Genomic DNA, 12,054 nt, shown 5'->3' with positions numbered 1-12,054 from the left:
TCCTTTATGTTAGGCATGCGCAGACACTGGCGCGCAGGCGAGGAGCAGGCAGCCACGGGCTTCGCTGCCTCTCAGTGAATAGGCGCGAAACTACCGGTCGCCCGTCCAGTTGTTCCCGCCGCCGTCCTTGAACGAGAACGTCCCGGTGGAGACCTCGTCCTTCAAGAACAGGTTGCCGGCGTTTGCCCGGGCGCCACCGATGCTCGAGTTCTTGAGGGTGATCGAACCCGTGGTGGGCATCTTCCCGCTGAGCGGGCTGGGCGGGGCCTTGTGCGAGTCATTGGCCACGATGCCAACATCGCCGGACTGCTCCAGGGTGATGTGGACGCCGTCGAACTCGGTGTCCTCGATCCGCTGCCCTTGCGTGGTCTGAACCAGGACCCCGTAGTGAACCGGGTCGATGATGTCGACGTCCTTCAGACGGATGCCCTGGAAGCGGATGGGGGAGTACGGCTCGGCCGGGGAGTAGGGGTTGGCGGCGAACAGCCAGACCGCGCCCCACTTCAGCCGCTTGGCCTCGTCTCCGTGCACGCCGTCGTCGTCCCACCACATGCGGCCTCCGCAGCGCTCCACCGTCATGTTCTCCACGGTGGTGAGCCCGGCGAACTCGTGCTGGGGCGCGAACTCGTTGTCCACGGTGATGCCCGGGTAGCGCAGGGTGTCGTAGACCACCGAGTCCTTGATGACGTTGTCGTGGCCGCCGTAGACCGCGAAGCCTGCGGCCCGCCAGATGAGGCCCGCCGTGCAGCGCTCGATGACGTTGCCCTGGTTGGGGCCCTCGGGCTGCTTGACCCAGGGCGTGCTGCCAATGGGCGCCTTGTCCCAGGTGATGGCGGACCACATGGCGAAGGCGTCATCGCCGGTGTTTCGCGCCGTGGAGTTCACGATGCGCGAGTGGGTGGTGCCGTTGCAGAGGTTGATGCCGTCCGCCAGGGTGTTGCGGAACCGGCAGTCCTCCCACAGCAGGTTGTTGCCGCCCTCGACCCAGCCGCCCACGATCATCCGCTCGATCCAGAGCCGCTTGAAGGACGCGTTGTTGTGCATGTAGCGGTCGAAGGCGCGGCCGATCCCGTCGTAACTGTCCCACGGCCAGTTGCCGATGGCCGCCGCCTCCTTGTTGTAGCGGGCCGCCCGGTTGCGCCAGCTTCCGAAGATGGCGAAGTCCTGGAAGGTGATGTTGTCGCCGCTCAGGCGGAACCCGAACTCGTAGTTGTAGCCCACCTGCTCGGGGGGAGGCGGCACGACGCGCGTGTGCCACATGCCGGCGCCCTGAACGGTCAGGCCGGCGGGAACGTAGACCTTGGGGCGCGCCGGATCCTCGTGCGCCATCACGTAATCGCCCGGTGGGAGGAAGATGCCAGGCTTGCCGCCGTTCACGGCATCCTGGAGGGCCCGCACCACCGCGGCTTCGGTGCGCTCGCTCACGACGACGTAGTCCGCCGGGGCGGGGAGGGGCGCCGGCACGAGCTCCAGGTCCATGAAGTCGAGGGTGACGGGGAGGGCCGCGGAGGCATCCGGCGAGACGAGCTTCACCACATCGCCCTTGCGGATGGTGGCCTGGCCGTCGGCCGCCAGCAGCACGTGCGCCTCGTCGTAGATGTGGTGCGTGGAGCTCCAGGGCAGCTGCAGGCCAAAACCCACGTCGTTGGGGCTCGGGGTCTGGGGGAGCTCGTCCACCTGCTGGCGTGGCAGGGCGTTGTGCGTCTCGGTGTTGTTCGGGCCGGTATAGAGCCAGGCGAAGTCCGAGTTCACCGTGAGCGTGGCCACCTTCGCGTCATTCACGTAGACATCCAGGTGGGCCTCCTTCTCGTCCGGCACGCTGTAGCGCACCACGACGGCGTTGGCCTCCACGCGGCTCGTCCACGTGACGGCGGCGGTGGGGCCATGCAGGGTCACCGCCTTGCGGCCCGAGGCTTCGCCGGAGAGCGTTCCTTCCAGCCACGGGCCGCTGGTGGTCTGCTCGAGGGTGGCGCCACCGGAGTAATCGCCCGCCTCGGCTTCGTACTCGTCCCAGGGGACGGTGGCGCCGCGGGGGACGGGGGAGCCGCTGGGGGGGGCGCTGGGGTCATCGCTGCAAGCCGCGAGCAGAAGGCACACGCAGGCCGATACGAAGATCGGACGAATCATCGTTTGCTGGCTCCTATACTTCGAAACAGGAAGTCTCGAAGTATAGGAGGAGTGCGCGCTCAGGAGCAGTCGGATTCGCGCGCGCCGATGTCCGGCCCCCGGCCACAGTAGGTAGCGCCCACGGTCTGGCCCGCGTCCCGTGCCGGAGACGTGGCGGAGAGCCAGAAGTCCTCGGGGGCTCCGCTCAGGAACGCGGGGTTCTTGTCCAGGGAGTGCGCGTCCCAGCCGGTGGCCGAGCGCCAGGCGGCGAGGTTCAGGTAGCTGCCGTCCTTGCGCAACACGGCCGCGCCCTTGAGCGAGGCGTACAGGTTGCCATCGAAGGAGGTGTCCTGGAGGGTGGTGCCCAGCCGCACCGCCGCGCCCGAGCACGCGCCGAGGATGTTGTTGCGCACCCGCACGCCCTGGCTGGGCCCGCTCACGCCGTTGCCCACGATGAGGCCGTAGGCGGGCATGTTCCACACGGTGTTGTGGTCCACCTTCACGTCGATGGCCGTGTCCACGCGGATGCCCGAGCCGTCGTTGCCGTCCGCGTTGTAGCCGTCGAACACGCGGTTGCGCCGCAGCACGATGCGGGTGGGGGGCGCGCCCTCGCGGATGCCGCCGATCTGGATGCCCCGGCCGTTGCCGCGCACCTCGTTGTCCTCCAGCGTGACGTCGAGCGCGGACAGGTGCACCACCACGCCCTCTCCCGCCGAGGAGGGGGTGCGGAGGTGGCCCCAGATGCGGTTGCCCCGGAGCGTCACGCGGGTGCACGTCTTGATGTCCACGCCGTTCTCCCGGTTCTCGTGCAAGTCATTGTCCTCGACGAGCAGGTTGTCGAAGGGCGTGCCCGGTTCGGTGGAGCCGCCCTCGGGCCCCAGGCACTGCACCCCGTCCCCGGAGTTGTGGTGGATGTCGTTGGCGCGGACGATGACGTTCTTGGAGTTGGTCTGCACACAGACGCCGTGGCTGTCATCATCGCCCGCGCGCCGGAAGTTGCTGATGCTGTTGCCCTCGATGAGCACATCATGGGCCTGCTGGGCGACGTAAGCGCCCGCGCCATCGGTGCCATTCTTGAGCGTGCTGGCGCGCAGGATGCCGTGGTGCGCGCCCACGCCGCGCCAGATGGCCGCGAAGGCCTTGTCTCCCACCGCGTCGAGGGTGAGCCCCTCGACGTGCCAGTACGCCCCGCGCACGTCCAGCAGGGCCGTGCGGCTGCCCGTGCCGCCCTTGAAGATGGGGCTGGCGCCCGGCGCGGCCTTGAGCGTGAGGGGGGCGCTGGCCGAGCCGCCCTTCTCCTCGAGCCGCAGCCGCTCGGAGTAGGTGCCGGACTTGAGGAAGATGGCCTCACCGGGCTTCACCTGCGACAGCGCCTTGGCCACGGTCCGGAAGGGGGCCACCTCCGTGCCCGCGGCGGTGTCCTGGCCCGAAGGGGAGACCCAGAGGATGCGGGAGAATGCCGGCGTGGCCGCGACGGCGGACCGGGCGTGCTCCGGGGCGAAGCGCTGCTCATCGGCCGCAGCAAGAACACCGGCCGAGGAAACCAAAACACCCACCAGGGCCATGGGCGAAATGGCCTTCAGCAAAGGACTCCGACGCATCCACACTCCTTGAGTGAGCCCCGCTTGGGGCGGGGGACAGGGGATGGGGCGCCGGACAGTTGGTTGGCGGAGATCATTCCTCCTGCCCGCCGCATCGGCCGCTTGGCCGTTCGCGGTAGGAGCGGGCAGAAGGTGTCATTTCAGAGGCTTGGCGGAAGCTTGCTGCTCTGCGCAGACGGCCGCAGGGAGGGGCCTTGGCCCCTCGGACGCCGTCCGGAATGCGTCTTACGGGCAGTACTCCATGTCCGAGCGGCACACCCCGTCGCCGCAGCGGCACGATCTGCCGCCGGGGCAGTTGTTACAGGGATCGTACGGGTCCGGGTCTGGCGGCGGGGGGCACGCCCAATACACGTACTTGCCGGCCGTCCTGCTGGGGGTGGACCCGCAGGTGGTCCGGTTTCCATTGCTGTCGATGACCATGGGCCACGCATTCACCTGGAAGTAATGCGTGCCGCAGGGGATCCCCATGGTGCTGAAATACCAGGCGCCCGCGTTGCCGGGGCGCTCGTCGAAGGCGTACCGGATGCCATCGACGTAGTAGTCCAGCCGCACCGCGTTGGAGAACTGGGACACCGCCCAGTAGCCCACACCCGAGACCTCGTTCATGTACATGGTGGCGTCCGAGAGGGTCAGGCTGCTGACGCTCAGGCCCGCGCACAGGGACGATTCTTGAGTGCCCAGGGACTCCTCGGCCGAAGCCGCGTCTGCTTCGAGGTGAGTGCCACCACAGGCCACGAGCAGCGCTCCGGACATCAATGCCCAGAGCGAGGTGCAGATCGATTTTCGAAGCATTTCAGCTCCTTTGCGAGTTCAGCGGAGAACAATCATATACTGTTTTTCCGGTATTTCAAGATTGGCATTCGGCCTGCGTGTGCCGGATTTCTGGATAGGGTGAGGGCATGCCGCGCCCCCCCGTGTCCGCTGAACGCCCGCGCCGTTTCCATGCTGAGCCGCTGGTCCACATCCTGCGCTACCTGGAGGCGGCGCTGGGTTCGGGCCCCGTGTCCATCGAGGTGCCGGATCCGGATCTGGGGCCGGGGCGCTACGCCGGAGAGCGGGTGGGGCCCGAGGGCGGTTGGGTTCACCGGCCGCTGCGGAATTGGTGTGATTTGGCCGAAGGGTTGTCCTGCCGTCTGCGCACGCCCCGCGCGGCCGGGGACACGCACGTGGTGTTCACCTTCGAGCCCCTGGGGGCCGAGGCGCCGTGGCACGCGGGCAGCGGGGAGGCGGCGCGCTCGGGGCCTCCCGAGGAACGGTATGGCGCCGCCTCCGCCTTCGCCCGGGTGCGGAAGTTCGAGGACGCGGGCTTCCTGCTGCCGTGGCGGGAGGCGGCGGGCCGGCTGAGATTGCCTCCGGGGGCGCGGGTGCTGGACCTGGGGGTCAACCGGGGGGATGAGCTGGCCGCGTTCGAGTGGGCGACGGGGGCACAAGAGCTCCGCTTCGTTGGCGTGGACCACAGTGCCAGCGCGCTTGCCGAGGCCCGGGGGGCCTTTCCGGACGCGCGCCATTCGTTCGTGCAGGCGGACTTGAATGCGCTCCCAGCGGGGTTGGGCCGCTTCGATGCGGTGGTGTCCGTGGGCACACTGCAAAGCCCGGGCGTGGACGACCGGGCCCTGTTGCGAAGGCTCGTGCAGGAGCACCTGGAGCCCCGGGCCGCGATGGTGCTGGGCTTTCCCAACTCCCGCTTCCGGGATGGAGAGGCCCTGTATGGCGCGCGCGTGCGCAACCTGACCGAGCCGGACCTGTCGCTGCTGGTGAAGGATCTGTCCTTCTACCGCCGCTACCTGCACCAGCACGGCTTCCGCACGTTCCTGGGCGGAAAGTACGACCTGCTCCTCACGGCGGTCCGCGGACAGCCGTCAGATGCCCAGGACGAGGCGGAGCCGTCCCAGGACTGAGGGGTCACGCACGGGGCTCCTCTTCGAAGCGCATCGTGCCGTCCGGCGCCACGGAACACGCCCGGACGGCGGTCACGGCGGAGACGGCCAGGGGCGCATAGAGGTGCGGGAACAGATCGCCACCGCGAGACGGCTCCCAGCGCAGGGCGTCGCCCAGGCCTTCGAGTGGGACCGTCAGCAGGAGAAGGTTGCCGCGGCCTGCGTAGTGGCGCCGGGCGGTCTCGGCCAGTTGAAGGGCGGTCGACATGTGGATGTAGCCATCGGCCCGGTCCACCGCCGAGCCGGTGTAGACGCCCTGGGCCCGGGCGGCCTCCCATTCGCTGGCGTCAACGAGTTTGAAGGCTTCGGTGGGCCGGGTCATGTGCCGGCCCTCCGTGCGGGGAAGAGGCATTCGTGCATCCGGTCACCCTACTGGACCAGGGGGTTCATTGGACTTGGGTCCAGGGGGCCGGCATGTCTGGCGGCACGCCGCACAGGCGGATTCTCCGGCCGTCTGTGCATTGAGTGTCCGATACCTACCATGAGGGAGTTCCAACCATCGGGAGAACACGTGATGAGACACTTCAAGGCGGCGGTCGTTGGCTCGTTGGCGGCGGCACTTCTCTGGGCTCCGGTTTCCCTGGCCCAGTCCACGTCATCTCCCTCGACCGCAACGGGGGGCACGGACACGGCTCAATCCGGGAGCGTGACGGGCACTTCCGGGCAGGGCGGCTCGGGCTCCGCGGGGGATTTCGGGAACTCGGGGACGAATGCGGGGGCCAGCGACTCGGGCGTGATGGGAACGGGCGGTTCAGGCAGTGCCGGGAGCGTGGGCGGCCAGGACAGCACGGGGACCGGGAATAACAGCGTGGGCACCGGCGGCAGCAGCACGGGCACGGGAGGGAGCGACCTGGGGAGCACCGGCACGGGTGGCACCGGAACGGGCAGCGATCTGGGCAACACCGGCACGGGCGGAGCGGGAACGGGCACCGGCCTGGACAGCACGGGCAGCGATCTGGGCAACACCGGCACGGGTGGGGCGGGAACGGGCACCGGCCTGGACAGCACGGGCAGCGACCTGGGCAACACCGGCGCGGGGGATGACCTGGGCGGCACCGGCGGGGCCGGCACGATCGGCACGGGCACCGGCGGCGATCTGGGGAGCACCAGCACGGAAGGCGACCTGAGCGGCACCGGGACGGGCTCGAACACCGCCACGGATCCTGGCACGGGAAGCGGGACCAGCACGGGGAACCTGGGCGGCAGCACGGGCCGCTAGGGTTGAAGCCTGCGCCCACCCCGGGCCGCTGACCCGGGCGCGGCTCAGGCCCGGCGCAGCGTGATGACCGCGAGCTCCGCCGGCGCGCCCAGCCGCGCCGGGGGGCCCGTGGTGCCAGCCCCCCGGTTCACATAGAGCCAGGAGCGGCCTTGCCGGTACAACCCCGCCGTCCACCGGGAGACGAACCGCGCGAGCGAGAGGCGGCGGACACCTGGCACCCCAAGCTGTCCTCCGTGCGTGTGGCCCGAGAGCGTCAGCTCCACCGCGCGGGCCTGCGCCTGGGGAAAGAGGTTGGGATCGTGCGCGAGCAGCACGGCGGGGACGCCCTCGGGCCGGTTCGCGAGCGCGCGCGCCACGTCGTCGCGCGAGGTCCATGTATCGTCGACGCCCGCGACATACAGGCGGGCACCCTCCCGGTTCACCACCACCCCCCGATTGCGGAGGACAGACACGCCCCGCTTCTCCAGCTCCCGGACGAGGTGCTCGCCGTCGGTGAAATAGTCATGGTTGCCCATGCAGGCAAAAGCGCCATCCTTCGCACGCAGACCGCCCAGGGCCCGCGCGACCGCCTCGACATGGGAGGCACCCTGGGTAATCAAGTCGCCGGTGACGGTGACCAGATCCAAATCCAGTGCATTGAGACGTGCGACCCAGGAAGAGACCCGGGCCTCGGGCGCGTGGGGGCCACAATGCACGTCTGAGATTTGACCAATGCGATAGCCTTCCAGCTCGGGCGCCAATCCCTCAATGCGAACCACGTGCTTGCGAAGCCTGGGCGCCCCGAGGACCGTGTCGACGCCCAATGCCAGGGAAAGGACTCCGGCGAGCCCCCAGGCCACGCCCCAGGAGACCCCCAGGTGGACCGCCAGGGCGGCGGGACCCATGAGCACGTCGAACACCAGGCAGGCGGCCCACCAGCCGAGCGCCAGGTAGGTGGACAGGGCAGGGGCCGTTGTGTGCCAGGGGCTCCGCAGCTGGCGCAGGTAGGGCCGCGAGATCAACAGCGCGGCCACCGCGGGCAGGGGCGTGCGTGTGAGCCAACAGAGCCAGAGCACCGTGGGAAGCTGGACGACGGTGGCCAGGAGGGCCGCCAGCAGCTGAAAGCGGTTTCGGAGGCGGGGTGGGCCGGACATGGAGTCCGTTATTTAACCGGCTTGGGCCCCGCCCGCTGGGGCCTGGGCTCAGAACGAGCCCATCCCGACCAGGCCGAAGGTCCTCCTCAGGTTGTCCTGGGTGCCCAGGAAGAGCCCGGACAGCACGGGGCCCGTGCGCAGCGTGGACGTGGCCATGAAGCGGTAGCGCGCGGTCTTCCACTGCTGGCTGAGCACGGTGCGCACGCTGAAGCGATCCCGCTGCACGCCGGTTTCGAGCACCGTCCAGAGGTTGGGGTCGGCGGAGTTGGAGTGGACGCCCAGGCTCAGCTCCAGCCAGGACAGCCGGCCCCGCAGGTTGGCCCACCGCGTGTCGAGCAGAACCCCCTCGGGCGTCCGCGCGGCCGCGCCGCCCACCTCGAGTTGTTCGAGGCGCAGGCTGGACAGCGCCAGCTGGGGCAGGTTCACGCGCAGCGCCATGTCCGCGCGGGCATTCCGGAACCGGGGCTCGGATTGCAGCCGGATGGACGCGTTCATGCGGCCACCCAGCAGGCGGCCCCGTACCGAGGAGGGCAGGCCGAGGCTCCGCGCCTTCGCGGTTCCCATCTGGTGAAGGATTCCCAGCGCCAGCACGCCTGCGGACACCACCGCGGCCGGCTTGGGAACGTGGAGGAAATCGAGCGCCTCGTTGAACTCGCGATTGAGGGCGCTGTCGGACCGGCCGAGCCGGGGGCCCAGATCCCGCACCCGCACCTGCCCGCCATCAGGGCCCAGCTCCAGGAACGAGGCGAGGTGCTGTCCCGCCGGAAGCTCCGACAAGGTGACATCCCGTGCCGGCTGCGAGAGGGCCTTCAAGGCATCCCGCTGCTGGTGATCCTGGGTGGGCAGGAACGCCCACGCCCGTGCGCGGATGCCCAGCGTCAGCGAGGGGGCGACGAAGCCTCCCTCCAGGGCCCGGTCCGGATCCGCGAAGGAGAAGAGCAGCTCCTCGAAGACGCCGCGATCCGGCATGTCCATGAGGGGCTGGGCCGACTGGTGCAACTCCAGGACTTGCGCCCAGGACGGTAGCGCCCCGAGCGTCACGGTGAGCATCACCGTCCATGCTGAGGTGCGCCGGCTCATTGAATCCAAGGTGGGGAGACCTCCCCTCCCAGGCAAGCAGGGGAGGGGAATCAGGCGGGGCCGGGACGTTGACCGGACAACCGCAGTCCCGGAGCGGCCCCTGTTCCCCGAGCGTCACCCCGCTCTCTTGCCCGGCTAGCAAGCGTGCGGTGCGTGCGGCTCCCGGCAACTGGTACACCCCCCCTCAGACATGGGTGTCTGGCCTTGAACAATCATTGACAACGTTATTGACACTTTGCGTCATCTTCGCTGGCAGCGCATGAAACAAGGGCCCGCTCTCCAAGGGAAGTCTTTCATCTCCTCAATGCGTGGCAAGGTGGTGCACTGCGTCAAACCGGAAGATAGATTTTTCTCAGCTTGTCCTGGAAAAGTGGAGAAGGGCGGCTGTATCATGCTCGTCTCATTTTTACCCCTCAAGCAGAGACACCGCCATCCTGTGGCAATCCAGGATGGGAGGAAATTCAATGATCAGAAGCATTGCATCGAGTTTGTCCGTGGCTGCCACGGTCGCGAGCCTGTGCGCGCTGTCTCCCAGCGTTGCCCAGGCGGCGGCGATTGGAGAGGCCAATACAACCATCTTTGGTCCCAAGGTCTATGTCTTTGACCCGACCATGCCCGCGGCGGACATCACCGGCGTCGCCAACACCATCTACGCCGGGCTGGAGTCCAACGAGTTCAGCAGCAACCGGTACGCGCTGCTCTTCAAGCCGGGCTCCTACAACGTCACGTTCAACGTGGGCTTCTATACCCACGTGGCCGGTCTGGGGCAGAACCCTGATAACGTCACCATCAACGGTGGCGTGAACGTGAACGCCGACTGGGACAACGGCAACGCCACGCGCAACTTCTGGCGCGCCCTGGAGAACTTCGCGGTCGTCCCCACGAACGGCCAGACGCAGATCGCCGTGTCCCAGGCGGCCCCCCTGCGCCGCCTGCACATCAAGGGCGAGCTGCACCTGTTCGACTTCGACAACAACTGGAACGCCGGCTGGGCCAGCGGCGGCTTCCTCGCCGACTCCCTGGTGGATGGCCTCGTGGTGCCGGCCTCCCAGCAGCAGTGGTTCTCCCGCAACAGCAAGTGGAGCGCCTGGAACAACGCGGTGTGGAACATGATGTTCGTGGGCAGCAACAACACGCCGGCCGCCACGTTCCCCGAGCCGCCCTACACGGTCATCGAGCGCACGCCGATCATCCGTGAGAAGCCCTACCTCTACATCACCAACGCCGGGCAGTACGCCGTGTTCGTCCCGGCGCTGCAGACGAACACCCAGGGCGTCAGCTGGGCCAATGGCTCCACGCCGGGCCAGTCGCTCTCCATCGACCAGTTCTACATCGCCCGTCCGGAGACGGCCACCGCCGCCACCCTCAACACGGCGCTGAGCCAGGGCAAGCACCTGCTGTTCACCCCCGGCATCTACCACCTGAGCGATACGATCCGGGTCAACAACCCCAACACCGTCGTGCTGGGCATCGGTCTGGCCACCCTCATCCCGGACACGGGCAAGGCGGCCATGGCCATCGCCGACGTGGCGGGCGTGAAGGTCGCCGGTCTGACGTTCGACGCGGGGCCGGTCAACTCGCCCACCATCCTGGAGGTGGGGCCCACGGGCGCTTCCGCCAACAACTCCGCCAACCCCATCTCGCTCCATGACATCACCGTGCGGACCGGTGGCGCCTCGGTGGGCCGGTATGATGTCGGCGTGAAGATCAACAGCAACTACGTCATCGGCGACCACTTCTGGCTGTGGCGCGCGGACCACGGTGCGGGCGCGGCGTGGACCACCAACGTTTCCAAGAACGGCCTGGTCGTCAACGGCGCCAACGTCACCCTGTATGGCGTGTTCAACGAGCACCACAACGAATACCAGACGATCTGGAACGGCAACGGCGGCCGTCTGTACTTCTACCAGTCCGAGATTCCCTACGATGTGCCGAACCAGCCGGTGTGGATGAGCAAGAATGGCACCGTGAACGGCTGGGCCTCGTACAAGGTCGCCGACTCGGTGACGAGCCACGAGGCCTGGGGCCTGGGCGTGTATTCCTACTTCCGGGACGCGCCCGTGAAGCTCCAAAGCGCCATCGAGGTTCCCAACGTCGCGGGCGTCAAGCTGCACAGCATGACGACCATCTGGCTGAACGGAGTGGCCGGCAGTGAAATCACCCACGTCGTCAACAACCTCGGGGGCCGGGTGTATGGAAACACCCCCGCTGGGGCCATGCGCCAGACGGTCACCGAGTTCTCGGGAACCGGTGCGGGCGACACCCAGGCGCCGGCCGCCCCGGCGAGCCTGCGGGCCACGGCCGTGTCCAGCAGCCAGATCAACCTGGCCTGGACCGCCTCGACCGACAACGTGGGTGTCAGCGGCTATGACATCTACCGCGGCGGGGCGCTGGTGGGCTCCTCCGCCACGGCGTCGTACAGCGACACGGGGCTGACGGGCTCGACGGTGTACAGCTACACGGTCCGGGCGAAGGACGCGGCCGGCAACGTGTCGGCGGTCAGCAACACCGCCAGCGCCACCACGCAGCCCGGTGGCTCCACGGGCGCGGCGCTGGTGCGCACCGGTTGGACGGCCACCTCGTCGCCCACGAGCGGCGAGCCCGCCAGCGCCCTGCTGGATGGCAACATGGGCTCGCGCTGGACCACGGGCGCGCCGATGGCGCCTGGCCAGTCGATCACCGTGGACATGAAGGCGGCCAAGAGCTTCAACAAGATCGTCCTGGATTCCACCGGAAGTGATCTGGACTATGCCCGCGGCTACGAGGTGCACGTGTCCAACGACGGGACGAGCTGGGGCTCGGCGATCGCCACGGGCACCGGCACCGGGCCCGTGCTCACGGTCACCTTCACCGCGCGCTCCGCCCGCTACATCCGGGTGACGCAGACCGGGACGAACTCGAGCTGGTGGTCCGCCCGCGAGTTCAACGTCTACTACTAAGACGTCACGGCTCCGCTTGAAGTGAAACGGCCTTGCTTC

The 12,054-nt window shown here is 68.4% G+C and carries 9 protein-coding genes; 3 read left to right on the top strand and 6 right to left on the bottom strand.

Annotated features, from left to right (window positions below):
- Positions 1–90: 90 nt before the first annotated feature.
- The 3 genes from KY661_RS24005 to KY661_RS23995 all read right to left on the bottom strand — a co-directional run bounded on the left by KY661_RS24005 (position 91) and on the right by KY661_RS23995 (position 4,499).
- A complete protein-coding gene (locus KY661_RS24005) occupies positions 91–2,127 on the bottom strand; it encodes a secreted glycosyl hydrolase (RefSeq protein WP_225412422.1) in 2,037 nt (678 codons plus the stop codon).
- 59 nt (positions 2,128–2,186) lie between these two features.
- Positions 2,187–3,707 (bottom strand): right-handed parallel beta-helix repeat-containing protein, encoded by a 1,521-nt coding sequence (locus KY661_RS24000; RefSeq protein WP_225412421.1) that lies wholly within the window; start codon positions 3,705–3,707, stop codon positions 2,187–2,189.
- Between the two features lie 225 nt (positions 3,708–3,932).
- Positions 3,933–4,499, bottom strand: coding sequence for a hypothetical protein (locus KY661_RS23995; protein ID WP_225412420.1), 567 nt, complete (start codon positions 4,497–4,499; stop codon positions 3,933–3,935).
- 107 nt (positions 4,500–4,606) lie between these two features.
- Here KY661_RS23995 and KY661_RS23990 point away from each other — a divergent pair, with 107 nt between their 5' ends.
- Positions 4,607–5,605, top strand: coding sequence for a class I SAM-dependent methyltransferase (locus tag KY661_RS23990; RefSeq protein ID WP_225412419.1), 999 nt, complete (start codon positions 4,607–4,609; stop codon positions 5,603–5,605).
- A 4-nt stretch (positions 5,606–5,609) separates the two neighbouring features.
- On the opposite strand, the gene KY661_RS23985 is transcribed toward KY661_RS23990, so the two are convergent.
- On the bottom strand, positions 5,610–5,966 hold the full coding sequence (locus KY661_RS23985; RefSeq protein ID WP_225412418.1) for a DUF952 domain-containing protein: 357 nt from the start codon (positions 5,964–5,966) through the stop codon (positions 5,610–5,612).
- Positions 5,967–6,158: 192 nt separating this feature from the next.
- On the opposite strand from KY661_RS23985, the gene KY661_RS23980 reads away from it, so the two are divergent.
- Positions 6,159–6,863, top strand: a complete 705-nt coding sequence (locus tag KY661_RS23980) for a hypothetical protein (protein WP_225412417.1) — start codon at positions 6,159–6,161, stop codon at positions 6,861–6,863.
- A gap of 44 nt (positions 6,864–6,907) precedes the next feature.
- On the opposite strand, the gene KY661_RS23975 is transcribed toward KY661_RS23980, so the two are convergent.
- Together KY661_RS23975 and KY661_RS23970 are read right to left on the bottom strand one after the other, a co-directional pair.
- Positions 6,908–7,996, bottom strand: a complete 1,089-nt coding sequence (locus tag KY661_RS23975; RefSeq protein ID WP_225412416.1) for a metallophosphoesterase — start codon at positions 7,994–7,996, stop codon at positions 6,908–6,910.
- A gap of 48 nt (positions 7,997–8,044) precedes the next feature.
- Positions 8,045–9,076: a hypothetical protein gene (locus tag KY661_RS23970; RefSeq protein ID WP_225412415.1), complete on the bottom strand. Its 1,032-nt coding sequence runs from the start codon at positions 9,074–9,076 to the stop codon at positions 8,045–8,047.
- Between the two features lie 494 nt (positions 9,077–9,570).
- Here KY661_RS23970 and KY661_RS23965 point away from each other — a divergent pair, with 494 nt between their 5' ends.
- Entirely contained in the window at positions 9,571–12,015 is a 2,445-nt protein-coding gene (locus KY661_RS23965; RefSeq protein ID WP_398577229.1) for a discoidin domain-containing protein, read from the top strand.
- Positions 12,016–12,054: the final 39 nt, after the last annotated feature.

The organism is Allostigmatella hybrida (genome assembly GCF_020103775.1).
In the GTDB taxonomy this organism is placed as follows: domain Bacteria; phylum Myxococcota; class Myxococcia; order Myxococcales; family Myxococcaceae; genus Hyalangium; species Hyalangium aurantiaca.
The sequence above is the reverse complement of the archived record's forward strand: the minus strand, read 5'-3'. Positions and strand labels throughout refer to the sequence as shown.

Bases quoted from the DNA above. Each gene is read 5' to 3' on its own strand.
- KY661_RS23990 (WP_225412419.1), top strand. From the start codon at position 4,607: ATGCCGCGCCCCCCCGTGTCCGCTGAACGCCCGCGCCGTTTCCATGCT.
- KY661_RS24005 (WP_225412422.1), bottom strand. From the start codon at position 2,127: ATGATTCGTCCGATCTTCGTATCGGCCTGCGTGTGCCTTCTGCTCGCG.
- KY661_RS24000 (WP_225412421.1), bottom strand. From the start codon at position 3,707: ATGCGTCGGAGTCCTTTGCTGAAGGCCATTTCGCCCATGGCCCTGGTG.
- KY661_RS23970 (WP_225412415.1), bottom strand. From the start codon at position 9,076: ATGAGCCGGCGCACCTCAGCATGGACGGTGATGCTCACCGTGACGCTC.
- KY661_RS23995 (WP_225412420.1), bottom strand. From the start codon at position 4,499: ATGCTTCGAAAATCGATCTGCACCTCGCTCTGGGCATTGATGTCCGGA.
- KY661_RS23985 (WP_225412418.1), bottom strand. From the start codon at position 5,966: ATGACCCGGCCCACCGAAGCCTTCAAACTCGTTGACGCCAGCGAATGG.
- KY661_RS23980 (WP_225412417.1), top strand. From the start codon at position 6,159: ATGAGACACTTCAAGGCGGCGGTCGTTGGCTCGTTGGCGGCGGCACTT.
- KY661_RS23975 (WP_225412416.1), bottom strand. From the start codon at position 7,996: ATGTCCGGCCCACCCCGCCTCCGAAACCGCTTTCAGCTGCTGGCGGCC.